Annotated in this window: 16 protein-coding genes; 13 read left to right on the top strand and 3 right to left on the bottom strand. The window is 68.9% G+C overall.

The features are described 5' to 3' along the window. Positions 1 to 70: 70 nt before the first annotated feature. From ABD974_RS00545 to pcp, 8 genes are read left to right on the top strand one after another with little or no spacing between them, the layout of a single operon-like run. Positions 71 to 733 carry a dienelactone hydrolase family protein gene (locus ABD974_RS00545; protein ID WP_345301319.1) on the top strand — a complete coding sequence of 221 codons (663 nt, stop codon included), beginning with the start codon at positions 71 to 73 and terminating at the stop codon, positions 731 to 733. Further along, on the top strand, positions 730 to 1,164 hold the full coding sequence (locus ABD974_RS00550) for an HIT domain-containing protein (protein ID WP_345301320.1): 435 nt from the start codon (positions 730 to 732) through the stop codon (positions 1,162 to 1,164). Before ABD974_RS00545 ends, ABD974_RS00550 begins: the two co-directional genes overlap by 4 nt. Next, positions 1,161 to 1,877 carry a 5-oxoprolinase subunit PxpB gene (gene pxpB / locus ABD974_RS00555; RefSeq protein ID WP_345301321.1) on the top strand — a complete coding sequence of 239 codons (717 nt, stop codon included), beginning with the start codon at positions 1,161 to 1,163 and terminating at the stop codon, positions 1,875 to 1,877. The genes ABD974_RS00550 and pxpB overlap by 4 nt, the downstream gene beginning before the upstream one ends. Next, entirely contained in the window at positions 1,874 to 2,866 is a 993-nt protein-coding gene (locus ABD974_RS00560; protein ID WP_345301322.1) for a 5-oxoprolinase subunit C family protein, read from the top strand. The genes pxpB and ABD974_RS00560 overlap by 4 nt, the downstream gene beginning before the upstream one ends. Before the next feature lie 6 nt (positions 2,867 to 2,872). Continuing rightward, positions 2,873 to 3,631, top strand: coding sequence for a LamB/YcsF family protein (locus tag ABD974_RS00565; protein ID WP_345301323.1), 759 nt, complete (start codon positions 2,873 to 2,875; stop codon positions 3,629 to 3,631). A gap of 10 nt (positions 3,632 to 3,641) precedes the next feature. Continuing rightward, a complete protein-coding gene (locus ABD974_RS00570; protein WP_345301324.1) occupies positions 3,642 to 4,391 on the top strand; it encodes a DUF969 domain-containing protein in 750 nt (249 codons plus the stop codon). Continuing rightward, positions 4,388 to 5,344, top strand: a complete 957-nt coding sequence (locus ABD974_RS00575) for a DUF979 domain-containing protein (RefSeq protein WP_345301325.1) — start codon at positions 4,388 to 4,390, stop codon at positions 5,342 to 5,344. Before ABD974_RS00570 ends, ABD974_RS00575 begins: the two co-directional genes overlap by 4 nt. A gap of 8 nt (positions 5,345 to 5,352) precedes the next feature. Next, positions 5,353 to 6,018: a pyroglutamyl-peptidase I gene (pcp, locus tag ABD974_RS00580; protein ID WP_345301326.1), complete on the top strand. Its 666-nt coding sequence runs from the start codon at positions 5,353 to 5,355 to the stop codon at positions 6,016 to 6,018. A gap of 205 nt (positions 6,019 to 6,223) precedes the next feature. On the opposite strand, the gene ABD974_RS00585 is transcribed toward pcp, so the two are convergent. From ABD974_RS00585 to apbC, 3 genes are all read right to left on the bottom strand, one after another. Further along, entirely contained in the window at positions 6,224 to 7,981 is a 1,758-nt protein-coding gene (locus ABD974_RS00585) for a tetratricopeptide repeat-containing sulfotransferase family protein (protein ID WP_345301327.1), read from the bottom strand. Between the two features lie 20 nt (positions 7,982 to 8,001). After that, the gene (gene dcd / locus ABD974_RS00590) at positions 8,002 to 8,571 is read right to left on the bottom strand and encodes a dCTP deaminase (protein ID WP_345301328.1); all 570 of its coding nucleotides are present in this window, start codon (positions 8,569 to 8,571) and stop codon (positions 8,002 to 8,004) included. A 121-nt stretch (positions 8,572 to 8,692) separates the two neighbouring features. Continuing rightward, the gene (gene apbC / locus ABD974_RS00595) at positions 8,693 to 9,562 is read right to left on the bottom strand and encodes an iron-sulfur cluster carrier protein ApbC (RefSeq protein WP_345301329.1); all 870 of its coding nucleotides are present in this window, start codon (positions 9,560 to 9,562) and stop codon (positions 8,693 to 8,695) included. 242 nt (positions 9,563 to 9,804) lie between these two features. On the opposite strand from apbC, the gene ABD974_RS00600 reads away from it, so the two are divergent. From ABD974_RS00600 to ABD974_RS00620, 5 genes are all read left to right on the top strand, one after another. After that, entirely contained in the window at positions 9,805 to 12,705 is a 2,901-nt protein-coding gene (locus ABD974_RS00600) for a TonB-dependent receptor domain-containing protein (protein ID WP_345301330.1), read from the top strand. Positions 12,706 to 12,899: 194 nt separating this feature from the next. Next, positions 12,900 to 13,337 carry a DUF2147 domain-containing protein gene (locus tag ABD974_RS00605; protein WP_345301331.1) on the top strand — a complete coding sequence of 146 codons (438 nt, stop codon included), beginning with the start codon at positions 12,900 to 12,902 and terminating at the stop codon, positions 13,335 to 13,337. Between the two features lie 106 nt (positions 13,338 to 13,443). Continuing rightward, positions 13,444 to 13,899, top strand: coding sequence for a DUF2147 domain-containing protein (locus tag ABD974_RS00610; protein WP_345301332.1), 456 nt, complete (start codon positions 13,444 to 13,446; stop codon positions 13,897 to 13,899). A gap of 74 nt (positions 13,900 to 13,973) precedes the next feature. Then, on the top strand, positions 13,974 to 16,136 hold the full coding sequence (gene metG, locus ABD974_RS00615; protein ID WP_345301333.1) for a methionine--tRNA ligase: 2,163 nt from the start codon (positions 13,974 to 13,976) through the stop codon (positions 16,134 to 16,136). Positions 16,137 to 16,188: 52 nt separating this feature from the next. After that, the gene (locus ABD974_RS00620) at positions 16,189 to 16,488 is read left to right on the top strand and encodes a hypothetical protein (RefSeq protein ID WP_345301334.1); all 300 of its coding nucleotides are present in this window, start codon (positions 16,189 to 16,191) and stop codon (positions 16,486 to 16,488) included. The last annotated feature ends 6 nt before the right edge of the window (positions 16,489 to 16,494 follow it).

Here is a 16,494-nt window from a genome sequence, read left to right on the forward strand (position 1 = left end):
GTTCCGCCCCGATCTGCCCGGGGGAGGTCCGCGGCGTTAGGATGACGGTCTTCGGCAAGCGAGCACGACCATGGGCGAGTGGCTTCCCCTGACGACCCCGGAAGGCCCGGTGCAGGCCTGGCTGGCCCGGCCGGTGACGGCCCCGCTGGGGGCGGTGGTGGTGATCCAGGAGATCTTCGGCGTGAACCCGCATATCCGCGCGGTGACCGACCGCTTCGCCGAGGCCGGCTTCACCGCGATGGCGCCGGCCCTGTTCGATCCGATCCGCCCCGGCACCGAACTGCGTTACGACGACGCCGGCGTCAGCCGCGGCCGCGACTACGCCGCCGACCTCGGCTTCGAGCGCGCACTGAAGATCGTCAGCGCCGCCGCGCGCTGGCTGCGCGAATCGGGGCATCGCGTGGGCGCGGTCGGTTTCTGCTGGGGCGGAACGCTGGCGATGCTCGCCAACACCCGTTTGCACCTGCCTTCGGTGACCTATTACGGCGGCCGCAGCGTGCCCTTCCTCGGCGAGCCCGCACTGGCGCCGATGCTGTTCCATTTCGGCGAACGCGACCGGTTGATTCCGCCCGAAGACGTCGAGAAGCACCGCATCCATCATCCCGACGCGACCGTCCACGTCTATCCGGCGGGTCACGGCTTCAACTGCGACGAACGCGCCGATTTCGACGCCGACAGCGCGACGCTGGCGTGGTCGCGCACGACCGCTTTCCTCACGGAGCACCTGCGATGAGCCGACACGCGCATCCCGCCCCGCCCGGCTGGCATCTGCATCCGCAGCTGGCAGACGACACCCATCCGCTGGCGCACTGGCCGCTGTGCGAGGTGCGGCTGATGGACGACGCGCATCATCCGTGGCTGATCCTGGTGCCGCGGGTGGAGGATGCGGTGGACATTACCGATCTCGATGCCGCGCAGCAGGCGACGTTGATGCGGGAGATCGATCGCGCCGCGCGCGCGCTGCAGGCCGCGGTGAAGCCGCACAAGCTCAACGTCGCCGCGCTGGGCAACGTCGTGCCGCAACTGCATGTGCACGTGATCGCACGCTATCGCGACGACATCGCCTGGCCGCGGCCGGTGTGGGGCACCGCCACCGCGCAGCCCTACTCGCCCGAGCAGCTGGTCGAGCGCGTGGCGCTGCTGGACGCCGCGCTGTCGGCATGAGTCCGGACGCATCGGAGCCGCGTTTCGAAGCGCTCGCCGACGATGCCTGGTTGATCCATCCGGCGGGCGTCGACGATGCCGCCGCGGCCGACATCAACGCAACCATCGCGGTGCATCGCTTCGCCGCGCGCCTGCGCAGCGCCGCGCCGGCATGGCTGCGCGATCTGGTGCCCGCCTGGACCAGCCTGGCGGTGTTCTTCGATCCCGAACGCATCGACGCCGAGGACGCGCGCGCGTGGATCGCCGCGCAGGACGCAGGCGAGGACCGCGAAGCGCCGGGATCGTCGTCGCGCATCGTCGAGATTCCGGTGCGTTACGGCGGTGCGTTCGGCGAAGACCTCGATGCCGCCGCGGCGGAACTCGGCCTGACGCCGGACACGCTGGCGGCGCGTCATCGCGCACCGCTTTACACCGTCGCGATGATCGGTTTCGCACCGGGCTTTCCGTATCTGGGCGGACTCGACCCCGGGCTGGCGCTGCCGCGGCTGGCCACGCCGCGCACCCGCGTGCCCGCGGGCAGCGTCGGCATCGGCGGCGCGCAGACCGGGATTTATCCGCGCGAAAGCCCCGGCGGCTGGCGCGTGATCGGGCGCACGCCGCTGACCCTGTTCGACCCGCAGCGCGCGTCGCCGTCGCTGCTCGCCCCCGGCGACCGCGTGCGCTTCGTCGCCATCGACGACGACGCGTTCGCACGGCTGGTGCGCGCGCCATGAACGACCTGCGCTGGCGCGTCGAAAGCCCGGGTGCGCAGACCACGGTGCAGGACCTCGGTCGCGATGGCTGGCGCCACCTCGGCGTTGCCCGCGCCGGTGCGCTCGATCCCGCGCAGGCGGCGCTGGCCAACCGTCTCGTCGGCAATCCGGACGATGCGGCGGTGCTGGAAATCGCGCTGGGCGGACCCACGCTGTCGCTGCCCGCACCGGCGCGGATCGCGCTGTGCGGCGCGGAGGCCGGCATGCGCTTCGAAGACCGCAGCGGCCGCACGCATGCGATCCCCGGCGGGCGACGGATCGATCTGCCCGCGGGCCGCCTGCGCATCGGCACGCTGCGCAACGGCCTGCGCGCCTGGCTCGCGGTGGCGGGCGGCATCGCCACGGCGCCGGTGCTGGGCAGCCGCAGCACCGATCTGCGCGGCGGATTCGGCGGTCTCGACGGCCGCGCGCTGCGCGCGGGCGACGATCTGCCGATCGGTGCGCACGACCTGCAGGATGTGATCGCGCCGGACGTGGTCGCGCCCGTGTTCGCCGCGCACTGGTTCGCGCTCGACGCGCAGGACGCGCACACCGCGCCGATCCGCTACGTGCCCTCGACGCTCGCCATCGCCGCTGCGCTCGCCGCGCATGCGTGGACGGTCGACCCGCGCAGCGACCGCCAAGGTCTGCGCTGCGCAGGCGATGCGCTGTCGACAACGCTGCCCGAACAAGTATCGGCGCCGGTCGCGCCCGGCACGATCCAACTGCCGCCGGACGGTCGCCCGATCGTGCTGCTGGCGGATGCGCAGACGGTCGGCGGTTACCCGCGCCTCGGCCACGTGATCGCCGCCGATCTGCCGCGCCTGGCGCAGCGGAGGCCCGGCGACCCGCTGCGTTTCCTCGCGATCGATGCCGCCGCGGCCCGCGCCGCGATGGCGCGACGGCGCGGCGAGCTCGCGCGGCTACACTGGGCCATCGACCTGGCCCTTGGCGACCGACCGGAATCCTGACGCCGCATGGCATCGCGCATCGACTTCAACTGCGATCTCGGCGAAGGCTGCGGCGACGACGCCGCGATCATGCCGTGGATCACCTCGGCCAACATCGCCTGCGGCGCGCACGCCGGCGACGACGCCACGATCCGCGAGACCCTGCGCTTCTGCCGCGAACACGGCGTGACCGTGGGCGCGCATCCGGGCTACGCCGACCGCGCGCACTTCGGCCGCCGCGAGATGTCGCTACCGCATCACGAACTGATCGCGCTGGTGCGCGAACAGATCGCGCGCATGGCTGCGTTCGCGCGCGAACAGGGCCTGACGCTGCGTCACGTCAAACCGCACGGCGCGCTCTACAACCAATCCGCGCGCGATCCGGACATCGCCGCCGCCATCGCCGAGGCCGTGCACGGCCACGATCCGTCGCTGCGGTTGGTCGGCATGTCGGGCACGCAGTCGATCCTCGCCGCGGACGCCGCCGGCCTGCGCACCGCGCACGAAGTCTTCGCCGAACGCGGCTACGGCGCCGACGGCTGCCTGCTGCCGCGCGGCGTGCCGGGCGCGGTGCTCGATGCCGAGGCCGCCATCGATCAGGCGTTGACGTTCGCCCAGCGCGGCGAAGTCGCGTACCGCGGAAGCGAGGCCGGCGGCACGCTGCGCCTGCAGGCGGACACCCTCTGCCTGCACGGCGATCGCGACGATGCCGCGGACCTCGCCCGTACCCTGCACGCCGCGCTTACCGCGGCCGGCGTGCGCATCCGATCGCTCGAATCCCGGTGAAGCGCAGACGATGACCCCGACCCTCGCCGACGCGATCAACTACTGGCCCCTGATCGGCGTGCTCGCCGTCGTGCTCGGCTTCGCGCTGCGCCTGAATCCGGCGCTGGTGGTGGTCGGCGCCGGCTTCATCACCGGCCTCACCGCGGGCATTTCGCCGCTCGACGTGCTGGATCTGATCGGCAAGGCCTTCACCGAGAAACGCTTCCTGCTGCTGTTCCTGATCACCCTGCCGGTGATCGGGCTGCTGGAGCGCCATGGCCTGAAGGAACACACCCAGGCATGGATCGCGCGCCTGCGCGGCGCGACCATGAGCCGCCTGCTGACCCTCTACCTGCTGCTGCGGCAAGTGCTGTCGGCGCTGGGGCTGACCAGCGTCGGCGGACATCCGCAGACCGTGCGGCCGCTGGTCGCGCCGATGGCCGAAGGCGCGGCCGAAGCGGCGCACGGCGATCTGCCGCAGGACGAACGCGAACGCATTCGCGCGATGGCGGCGGGCACCGACAACGTCGGCCTGTTCTTCGGCGAGGACATCTTCATCGCCTTCGGCGCGGTGCTGCTGATCCAGGCGTTCTTCGCCGATCACGGGCGCCAGCTCGATCCGCTGCACATCGCGCTCTGGGGCATTCCGACCGCCGTCTGCGCCTTCGTCATCCACGCCTGGCGGCTGCGCCGTTTCGAACGCGCGCTGGCCGCGCGCATGCGCGAGCGGGCCGGCACGAGCGCGGACGAAGCGCCGCGCGCGGAAGGCGGCGACGCATGATCACGCTGCAGGCGGTGTATTGGCTGCTCGGCGCGTATTTCGCGATGCTGGCCTGGCGCGGCTGGCGCGACGACGGCAATCCACGCCGCCATACGACGGCGCTGTTCTGGGCGCTGCTCGCGCTGCTGCTGTTCGCCGCCGAACGCATGCCGGTGCGCGCGGTCGGCCTCTGCGTGGTCGTGCTGGTGCTGCTGGCCGGCTTCGGCGGCCTGCGCACGGGCCGCTATCGCGACAGCAGCGCCGAGGACAAACGCAGGGATGCCGCGCGACTCGGGCACCGGCTGTTCCTGCCGGCGCTGGCGATTCCCGCGATCACCCTGGTCGGCACGCTCACGCTCAAGCACATCGCGATCGACGGCCGGCCGCTGTTCGAGAACGCCAACACCGCCACCCTGATCTCGCTGGCCATCGCCTGCCTGATCGCGCTGGCGATGGCCTGCGCGCAGTTGCGGCAAACGCCGTGGACCGCGATCGAACAATCGCGGCGGCTGGTCGACGCCATCGGCTGGGCCGCGCTGCTGCCGCTGCTGCTGGCGACGCTGGGCAGCGTGTTCGAGGCCGCGGGCGTCGGCCAGGCGGTCTCCGGCGTCGTGCGCGCCGCGATCCCGGTCGACAACGCGCTGTTCGTGGTCGTGGCGTATGCGCTGGGCATGGCCGCGTTCACGATCGTGATGGGCAACGCCTTCGCCGCGTTCCCGGTGATGACCGCGGGCATCGGCCTGCCGCTGCTGGTGGAGATGCACGGCGCCGATGCGGCGTCGATGGCCGCGATCGGCATGCTCTCCGGCTACTGCGGCACGCTGATGACGCCGATGGCCGCGAACTTCAACCTCGTGCCCGCGGCGCTGCTGGAACTGAAGGACCCGTACGGCGTGATCCGCGCGCAGTGGCGCACCGGCGCGCTGCTGCTCGCGTGCAACATCGTGCTGATGTACGTCATCGTGTTCCGCTGAGACCGACGATGCAGAGAACGCCGATCCGCACCGTGCTGCTCACCGGATTCGATGCGTTCGGCGGCGACGCGGTCAATCCGAGTTGGCTCGCGGTCGAGCGCCTGCGCGGCGAGATCCTCGCCGGACATCGCGTCGAGACCGCGCAATTGCCGACCGCCTTCGAACGCGCGCCGCAGGCGCTGCGCGCTGCGATCCGTCGCCATCGCCCCGCCCTGGTGCTGTGCATCGGCCAGGCCGGCGGCCGATCGGCGATCTCGTTCGAACGCGTGGCGATCAACGTGATCGACGCCCGCATTCCCGACAACGACGGCGCGCAACCGGTGGATGCGCCGGTCGCGAAGGGCGGTCCGGCCGCGTACTTCTCGACCCTGCCGATCAAGTCGCTGCGCGCGGCGCTGCTCGCGGCCGGCATCCCGGCCGAGATTTCGCAGACCGCCGGCACGTTCGTGTGCAATCAGGTGTTCTACGCGCTGATGCGCGCGCTGGCGCGAATGCCGGCGCCGCGCCCGCGCGGCGGTTTCGTGCATGTGCCCTTCCTTCCGGAACAGGTCGACACACGACCAGGAACGCCATCGATGCCGCTCGACACGATCGTCGTCGGCCTGCGGACCGCGATCGGCACCGCCCTGCGCACGAAGCGCGATCTGCGCACCGCCGGTGGCGAGACGCATTGAGCGTCGCGACCGCTCGCGCGACCACCGTCTTCCGGCGATACAAAAATCTGTCGTCCCGGCGAAGGCCGGGACCCCGCTGCTGCACCCTCAATCATGCGCAGTCGACCATCGTGACGATGCCGATTCGATCAACGCGGGGCCCCGGCCTTCGCCGGGGCGACAGGATGTTGGATATCGACGACGGCTCAGACGTTTGCTGCAGCGATCAGCCTTCCGCGAACCACGCCGGATAATTGCGCCAGCGCCCGACCGAACGCGCATGCATCGGCTGACGCACCTGCCAGCGGCTGAGCGTCTGCACCGAACGGCCGCTGGCGTGGAAATCGAGACAACGCGCGTCCCAGGTCAGCCCGGCGAAATCGACCAGCCGCCGGATCTGCGCCTCGGTGTCGGCGACGACGCGCTCGTACTCGAATTCGAGGATCGGCAGCGGCGAGACCGCCTGCCAGTGGCGCATCAGCCGTTCCTGCTGCACGATCACGAAGGCGATGTCGTCGCGGTCGGTGGCGTAGGTGGCGGACGGCGCGAAACTCTCGCTGAAGATCGACAGTGCGATGTCGCGCGGATCGCGTCGGCACCAGACGATGCGCGCATCGACGAACAGCATCGCGATCAGGCCGACGTGCAGAAAATTGTAGGGCTGCTTGTCGACCAGCCGCCGCGCATCGGCCGGTGCGCCGCGAAGCGCGACGGAGAGATACTTCTGCGCGCGTTCGCGCAGCCAGGCGCCGTCGACCTGCGCCGCGTCCTGCGGCCAGCGCAGGCCGGTCTGCGCGGGAATGCCGGCGGCGATCTCATGCGCGATCCCGACGATGCCGGTGAGCTCGCCGCAGCCGTGGCCCTGCGGATGCGCGGACAGGATCTGTTCGACCAGCGTGGTCCCGCTGCGCGGCATCCCGACGACGAACAGCGGGCGTTCGTCGCGCATCGCCTTCGCGTGCAGCGACCGCGACAACTCGGGCGTGAACGTCGCGATCGCGGCATCGATCTGCGCGGCGAACACGTCGCGCTCGAAGCCGCCATCCTGCGCGCGGCGCAGCCGATTGGCTTCGGTCCAGTGGCGTGCCGCCGCAGAATATTCGCCGAGACTGTCGCTGCGCTTGCCGAGCACGTGATGCAGATAAGCCCGCTGCGGTTCCGGCACGGCAGCGGCATCGGCCATTGCCTGCGCTCTGTGCACGATATCGTCCGGGGTCGCGGCGCGGGCGAGCGCGATGGCCGCACCGATCGGGTCGCCCCAGTCGGGCCGCAGCGCATGCGCGCGCGCATAGGCCTGCTGCGCCTGCGTCGCGTCGCCGAGGTCTTCCTGCACCCAGCCGAGTTCCAGCCACAGCGGCGCGTCGTCGGGAAACCGCACGACCGCCGCCTGCACGACGGCCAGCGCGTCCGCGGGCGCGCCCAGCCGGCGCCGGCACTGCGACAGACGCAGGCACAGCGCGGCGTCGGTCGCTTCAGGCGTCGTCGCGAGTCGTTCGTACAAGGCCAGCGCTTCGGCGTGATGCTCCAGCGCATATTCGGTTTCGGCCACCGCGCGCATCAGCTGCGGATGGGTCGGCGCCAGCGCCAGCGCGCGCTGCAGCGGCGGCAGCGCGTCGGCATCGCGGCGCGCGCCGTAGAGCGTCATGCCGAGCAGGTACCAGGCATCGACCAGGTCCGGCTTCGCCGCCGCGGCCCCGCGGAATGCGGCGATGGCCTCGTCGATCCGCCCGGACGCACCGAGTACCTGCCCCAGTTCCAGTTGCAGCGCGGCATCGCCCGGCGCCAGCGCGACCGCCGTGCGCATGGCATCCACGGCCTGATCGAGGCGTCCCGCGCTCTGCGCGACCGCGGCGCGGGCGCGATGCACGGCCGGCACCTGCGGCGCATCGCGCAGCAGCGCGGCCAGCGCCAGCTCCGCCTCCAGCAGGCGCGACTGCCGCAGCAGGTCGTACAGGCGCGGGAGTGCGGCGGCGACGGTGTCCATGCGCGGCGGCCCTCCGGGACTCAAGTCCGCGGCAGGGTCACGCCGGTCTGGCCCTGGTACTTGCCGCCGCGGTCCCTGTACGAGGTCTCGCAGATTTCGTCGGACTGGAAGAACAGCATCTGCGCCACGCCTTCGTTGGCGTAGATGCGCGCCGGCAGCGGCGTGGTGTTGCTGAATTCGAGGGTGACGTGCCCTTCCCATTCGGGTTCCAGCGGGGTCACGTTGACGATGATGCCGCAGCGGGCGTAGGTGCTCTTGCCGAGGCAGACCACCAGCACGTCGCGCGGGATGCGGAAGTATTCGACCGTGCGCGCCAGCGCGAAGGAATTCGGCGGAATGATGCATTCGTCGGCGGTGATGTCGACGAAGCTGCCGCTGTCGAAACGCTTCGGATCGACGATCGTCGAGTTGATGTTGGTGAAGATCTTGAATTCGCGGGCGCAGCGCACGTCGTAGCCGTAGCTGGACGTGCCGTAGCTGACGATGCGGTGGCCGTCGGCGGCATGCTTGACCTGCCCGGGCTCGAACGGCTCGATCATGCCGTGCTGTTCGGACATTTGGCGGATCCAGCGGTCGCTCTTGATGCTCATGCGGTTCTGTTCCCGGGCCCGGGGCCCGTCTCGACGGTCGGAAGCCCGCCATTCTACGGGATGGCCGATCCCCGCCCGCCGACGTGGCCGGGATGATTGCAGCGAAAACCGTTGGGCCGGCTCAGACCAGGCTGGCGCCGATTTCCGCGCGGACGCGCGGGCGCTTGTCCAGTTCCTCCAGAAGCCGGAGGGCGACCTGGCGGTAGGCCTCGGCCGCCGCGGAGTCCGGCGCGGACAGCACTACCGGCGTGCCGGCATCGCCCTGCTCGCGGATCGATAACGCCAGCGGCAGCGAGCCGAGCAGCGGTACGCCGTACTGCGTCGCCATGCGCTCGCCGCCGCCGTTGCCGAACAGATGTTCGACGTGGCCGCAGTTCGAACACACGTGCTGGGCCATGTTCTCGATCAGGCCGAGCACCGGCACCTGGACCTTCTCGAACATCTTCAGCGCCTTGCGGGCGTCGAGCGTGGCCACGTCCTGCGGCGTGGTCACGATGACCGCGCCGGCGACCGGAATCTTCTGCGCCAGCGTCAGCTGGATGTCGCCGGTGCCGGGCGGCAGATCGATCACCAGCAGGTCGAGGCCATCGTCGCCGTCGCCCCAGCGGGTGTCGTTCAGCAACTGGGTCAGGGCCGAAGTCGCCATCGGCCCGCGCCAGATCATCGGCGTGTCCTCTTCCACCAGGAAACCGATCGACATGGTCTGCACGCCGTGGGCGCGCATCGGCACGATGGATTTGCCGTCCGGGCTGTCCGGGCGACCGGACAGCCCGAGCATGGTCGGGATGCTCGGGCCGTAGATGTCGGCGTCGAGCAGCCCGACGCGGAGCCCCTGGCCGGCCAGGGCCACCGCCAGATTGACGGCGGTGGTGGATTTGCCGACGCCGCCCTTGCCGGAGCCGATCGCGATGATGTTGCGTACCCGCGGCAGCGGGGAGAGGGTCGGCTGGACGGCGTGCGGGGACAGTCGGGTCGGGTTCTGGGTTGTCATGCCGCCATTGTCGCCGCCCGGCAGGGGCGCGGCCAGCCCGGTTCCGGGGTGTGCCCCCGGGGCCCGGCCCGCGTACGGCCACGGATGGTTTTGCCGCATCTGCCCGGACGGCCCCGGATGCCCCGAAGACATCCACACTCACATGACAAGCCCGTTAAAGCCATGTTAAGTTCCGGTGGTAGGCGACAGGGGGTACATCTGCCGTCTCGCTTTCGTTCACGACTTGCATACCGGGGATTTCCATGACTTCACGCAATCCGCGTCGCCTGCGACGCTGCCAGCTCACCTCCGCCATCCTGGCGACCTTCCTGGTCTCCGGCATGGCGTTCGCCCAGGACACCAGCGGCAACACGGAAGACGATCAGGACGACAACCAGACCACGACCCAACAGTCGCAGAACCTCGACAAGATCGAAGTCGTCGGCAGCCGCATCAAGCGCGCCGAAGTCGAAGGTCCGTCGCCGGTCACCATCATCACGTCCGAGCAGATCGAACGTGAAGGCTTCAACACCGTTTACGACGCGCTGGAAACCATCAGCCAGAACACCGGCTTCGGCCAGAACGATTTCAACGCCGCCGGCGGCTTCACGCCGAACGCGAGCGTGATCAACCTCCGCGGCCTGGGCCCGGGCCGCACCCTGCTGCTCGTCAACGGTCGCCGCGCGAACGACTATCCGTTCCCGTACAACGGCCGCAGCAACTTCCAGAACTTCAACAGCATTCCGGCCGCCGCGGTGCAGCGCATCGAAATCCTGGCCGGCGGCGCGTCGGCCATTTACGGTTCCGACGCGGTCGCGGGCGTGATCAACGTCGTGCTGAAGACCAACTACGAAGGCAACCTGCTCAAGATCAAGGGCCAGACCAGCACCCAGGGCGGCCGCGATGTCGGCGACCTGCAGTGGGTCGGCGGCAAGACCGGCGACAACTGGAGCGTGACCTACGCGTTCGAGTCGTACAACGCGGAACCGCTGTTCGGCTATCAGCGCGACTTCATGGATTCGGCCGCCGACAACCCCTCGCCTCCGGGCGTGAACGGCGCACCGGGCTTCGGTGGCTATCAGCCGCCGATCGGCATCCAGATCCGCCGCATCAGCGCCACTGGCGGCACGCTCGGCTACGTCCAGCCGGCTGGCCGCAACTGCAACGCCAGCGAACTCTATCGCCCGCACACCTACACCAGCAGCGCCACCGGCGCCACCCTGGGCCCGGGCTGCGGCTACGACCGTTACCCCGCCGAGCAGACCGTCGCCAACGGCAACAACGATCTGTCCGGTTACATCTACGGCACCTACAACTTCACCGACAACCTCGAAGGCTGGGCCAGCGTCATGGCCTACAACTCGCGCTCGCGCCTGAGCGGCGGCGTCGAACAGTGGTTCGGCGGTCCGCAGCCGAACGCCACCTTCTACGCGCCGAACCTCGGCATCCGCGCGCTGCCGATCCGCGCACTCACGCCGGAATCCTACGGCGGCAGCGAAGGCACCTACCAGAAGTTCGAAGAGAACTCCTACGACTTGGCCTTCGGTCTGCGCGGCACGATCTTCGACCGCTTCGACTGGGATTGGACCATCGGCGGCGCCAAGTACCAGGCCATCCGTGACCGTCCGCGCATGACCGTGAGCGGTGCCACCAACTACTTCCTCGGCACCCGTCTCGGGACCACCGGCGTGGGTCCGTACACCGGTCTGGCCGGCATTCCGAACGGCCTGCCGGTCTACAACCTCAATCTCGACCGCTTCTACGGCCCGATCTCGGCCGCCGACTACGCGTCGATGTCGACCATGGTCCACTACAACGGCAAGTCCGAAAACGCCGCCACCAGCCTGGTGGTCAGTGGCGACCTGTTCGAACTGCCGGCCGGCCCGGTGGGCTTCGCCACCGTGCTGGAAGCCAACCGCCAGTCCTACGATCTCGAAAGCGACGCCCGGATCTTCCCGAGCGTCCGCGAGATCTACAACCTGACCGGCACCGGCGGCGGCGGCAAGCGCAATCGCTACGCGATCGGCGCCGAAGTCAACATCCCCGTGTTCAGCATGCTCAACGTCAGCCTGGCGGGTCGTCTCGACAAGTACGACGACATCACCGATGTGGACGATGCGAAGACCTGGGGCGTCGGCCTTGAGTTCCGTCCGTTCGACAACCTGCTGATCCGCGGCAACTACGCCACCAGCTTCAAGGCCCCGGACATGCACTACGTGTTCTCCGAGCGCAGCGGCAGCTTCGGCACCATCACCGACTTCTACCGCTGCTTCGTCAACGGTATCGCCGCGACCGCGTGCGGCGGCTCCGGCGGCACCTACAACTACTCGGCGTTCACCACCTCCGAAGGCCAGCCCGGTCTGCGCGAAGAAACCGGCAAGTCCTGGACCGCAGGCGTCGTGTGGGACATCACCGACACGCTGTCCGTCTCGGCCGACTACTACGAAATCGACCTCGAAGACGTGGTGACCGTGCAGGCCGGCGGCGCGATCCTCAACGCCGAATACGGCTGCCTCTCCGGTACCGGCACCTACCCGAACGGTACGCCGTTCCCGTTCGCGCCTGGTTCCGCGTTCTGCGCCGAGACTCTGTCGCGTATCGATCGCGATCCGAACACCGGTGCGATCACCGAGATCCGCAGCGGCCCGATCAATCTGGCTTCGCAGGGCACGAAGGGCATCGACGCGACCGCCCGTTACTCGCTGACCACCGATCGCTTCGGCAGCTTCAGCACCTCGCTGAGCTGGTCGCATGTGCTCGAGCAGACCCAGCGCGCGTCGCAGGGCGATCCGATCCTCAGCTACCGCGACTTCAACACCAACTCCGACTATCGTAGCCGCGTCCGCTGGAGCACCAACTGGCGCAAGGGCGACTGGGACGCGACGGTGCTGATGAACCGCATCGGCAGCTTCCCGCTCTGGAGCCCGTCGAACACCAACTTCACCAGCGGCCAGATCGACAGCCGCGTCGGCCCGCAGATCACCTGGAACATGACGGTCGGCAAGAAGATCACCGATGCGCTGTACGTCCGCGCGAACATCAACAACGTGTTCGATCGGATCGCGCCGCGCGATCAGACCTTCAACTCCTACCCGTACTTCTGGCAGGGCTACAGCCCGATCGGCCGCGAAATCGGTCTTGAACTGAGCTACAAGTTCAACTGATCCAGCGTCACCGCGACACGAAGGAGCCCGGCGAAAGCCGGGCTCTTTCTTTGCGCACGGAGTGTCCGGACCACCGCTGAATATCGTCGCCATGCCGCTTCCATACCCCGCCGGATGCGGTATAAAGGCCTGCCCCGGGGCGGGTTCCGCGAACCGGGCCAAGACCATAGATCCATCGCCCTGGGAGGGGACACATGCGCATCAAATCCTTCATCACCCTGCTCGCGCTGCCGATGCTGGCCGCGGCGTTCATCGCTTCGGCCCAGAACGCGTCGCCGGTCGGCCGCTGGAAGACCTACGACGAAGACACCGGCAAGCCGCGCCTGATCGTCGAAGTCTACGAAGCGAAGGGCGGCACCTACGCCGCCAAGGTCATCGATACCCTGTTCGCGCCGAACGCCGTCTGCACGGATTGCAAGGGCGACAAGAAGGGCAAGCCGATCAAGGGCATGGTCATCATGTGGAGCCAGAAGCCGGTCGGCGACGGCAGCTTCGAAGGCGGCACCATCCTGAAGCTGTCGAACGGCAAGGAATACAAGTCCAAGGCGCGACTGCTGCCGGGCAACAAGTTCGAAGTCTCCGGCTGCCTCGGCCCGATCTGCAAGCATCAGACCTGGACCCGCGAGAACTGATCCGGCGGATTCTCTTCGCGATCCGTCCTGACGCGATCCATTGAATCCACGGCCCGTGTCCGGCAACGACGCACGGGCCGTTTCCTTTTCCGTCCACGGAGTTCCCATGCGCCGCACCGTTCTCGTCTGGCTGGCCCTGCTCTGCCTGCTGCCCGTCTCCGCCTTCGCCCAGAACACACCGGCGCAGAACTCGCCGCTCGGCCGCTGGCGCAGCATCGACGACGCCAGCGGCAAACCCAAGGCGGTGATCGAGATTGCCGAGACCGGCAACGGCACGCTGTCGGCGAAGATCGTGCAGATTCTCGACACCAAGGACGGCCCGAACCCGCTGTGCGACGACTGCACCGGCGCCCGGCACAACAAACCGATCCTCGGCATGACCATCGCCTGGGGCCTGAAGCCCCAGGGCAAGGTCTGGGCCGGCGGCCGCATCCTCGACCCCGAGAACGGCAAGGAATATTCGGTGAAGATGACGCCGATCGCCGGCGGCAGGAAGCTGGAAGTCCGCGGTTTTCTCGGCGTCGCGCTGCTCGGTCGCACCCAGGTCTGGCTGCGCGAATAGCCGCGACGGCCGCCTCGGGGAGCGGTCCGGGACGCATGCCATAATCTTCGGCCGTCCTCCCCGTGCCCGTGCCCATGCCGCCCCGTCCCGCCCTCGTCACCAACGCGCTGCCCTACGCCAACGGCCAGATCCATCTCGGCCATCTGGTGGGCTACATCCAGGCCGACATCTGGGTGCGCGCGCGGCGCATGGCCGGCGGCACCGTGCACTTCGTCTGCGCCGACGACACCCACGGCACACCGATCATGCTGGCGGCCGAGAAGGCCGGCACCACACCGGAAGCCTTCATCGCCGAAGTCCAGGCCGCGCATGAGCGCGATTTCGCCGCCTTCGGCGTCGCCTTCGATCACTACGATTCCACCCACTCCGCCGGCAATCGCGCGCTGACCGAGGCGATCTACGCCAGGCTCGACGCCAACGGCCACATCGGCCGGCGTTCGGTGCAGCAGTTCTACGATCCGGCCAAGGGCATGTTCCTGCCCGACCGCTACATCAAGGGCATCTGCCCGAACTGCGGCACGCCCGATCAGTACGGCGACAACTGCGAGAATTGCGGCGCCACCTACGCGCCCACCGACCTGAAGGACCCGCGTTCGGTCATCAGCGGCGCCACGCCGGAAATGCGCGAGTCCGAGCACTTCTTCTTCGAACTGGGCCAGTTCAGCGATTTCCTGCGCGGATGGCTGGCTGCCGACACGATGGTGCCGGGCATGAAGGCGAAACTGCAGGAATGGCTGGATGCCGACGGCGGCCTGCGCCCCTGGGACATCTCCCGCGATGCGCCCTACTTCGGTTTCGAGATTCCCGGCCAGCCCGGCAAGTATTTCTACGTCTGGCTCGATGCGCCGATCGGCTACCTCAGCAGCTTCAAGGCGCTGTGCGACGCGAAGGGCCACGACTTCGACGCCTTCACCCGGGCCGGCAGCGACGCCGAGATGCACCACTTCATCGGCAAGGACATCGTGAATTTCCACGGTCTGTTCTGGCCGGCGGTGCTGCAGGGTTCGGGCTTCCGCACGCCGACACGTCTGCACGTCAACGGCTATCTGACCGTCGACGGCGCGAAGATGTCGAAGTCGCGCGGCACCTTCGTGATGGCGAAGACCTATGTCGACGCCGGCCTGCCGCCGGAAGCGCTGCGCTATTACTACGCGGCGAAGTCGTCGGGCGGTGTCGACGATCTCGATCTGAATCTCACCGACTTCGTCGCGCGGGTGAACAGCGATCTCGTCGGCAAATTCGTCAACATCGCCAGTCGCTGCGCGGGGTTCATCGGCAAGCACTTCGACGGCAAGCTCGGCGACGCGCTCGAGTCCGGCCGCGGCGCCGATCTCTACGCCGCCACGCTCGCCCGCCGCGATGCCATCGCCGCCGCCTACGAAGCCAACAACGCCGCCGCGGCGCTGCGCGCCATCATGGAGGCCTGCGACGAAGCCAACGCCTACGTCGCGGACAGCGCGCCGTGGCAACTCGCGAAGCAGCTCGATCAGCCGGGCACCGGCGAACGCCTGCATGCGGTCTGCACCACCGCACTCAATCTGTTCCGCGTGCTCAGCGCCTGTCTCAAGCCGGTGCTGCCGAACGTGGCGACGCAGGCCGAGACTTTCCTCGCGGCGCCGGTCGCGCGCTGGAGCGATCTCGACGCACCGCTGCTGGGGCATGCGATCCAGCCCTACACCCCGCTCTTCACCCGGATCGACCCGAAACAGATCGACGCCATGACCGAAGCCTCCAAAGACACGATGACGCCAACCGCAGCACCCGTAGGAGGGGCTTCAGCCCCGAGATCTTCTTCCGGTGAGAAAAAGCCAGCTGCTGAAGCCGCCGCCGCCAAGAACGCTCCTTCTCCCGAGAAAAAGCTCGCGGCTGAAGCCGCTCCTACGAAGAACGAGGCGGCGAAAAGCGAATACATCGGCATCGACGATTTCGCCAAACTCGACCTGCGCATCGGCAAGGTGCTGGCCTGCGAATTCGTCGAAGGTTCGGACAAGCTGCTGCGCTTCGAACTGGACGCGGGCGAACTCGGCAAGCGCCAGATCTTCTCCGGCATCCGCGGCAGCTACGGCGAGCCGGACAAGCTGGTCGGCCGCAGCGTCGTGTTCATCGCCAATCTCGCGCCGCGCAAGATGCGCTTCGGCATGAGCGAAGGCATGATCCTCTCCGCCGGGTTCGACGGCGGCGCGCTGGCGCTGCTCGACGCCGACAGCGGCGCCGAACCGGGAATGCCGGTGCGCTGACGCATCGTCCCGAGCATCGCTTCATCCCACCGCCCCCGACCGGAGCCGCGCCATGACATCGAACTCTTCGTTCCGCACCGCACTGGCGCTGATCGCGTTGATGCTCGGCCTAGGCGCCTGCGCGGGCAAGCCGGCCGTCGACAACGCGAGCGACGTTCCCGCACCGTCTCCGCGCCCGATCGGCGGCGACCGCGACGCCCACGGCTGCCTGCCCGCGGCCGGCTATGCCTGGTGCGAACGCGAAAAGCGCTGCGTGCGTCCGTGGGAACTGGCGAAGGACGCCGGCTTCGACAACACCGCCGAGGGCTTCGCGCGGCATTGCGACGCGGCCGCGGCGCAGCCGGCCGGTTGAATCGCG

It is taken from the genome of Lysobacter hankyongensis, from assembly GCF_039543145.1.
Lineage (GTDB): Bacteria > Pseudomonadota > Gammaproteobacteria > Xanthomonadales > Xanthomonadaceae > Lysobacter_I > Lysobacter_I hankyongensis.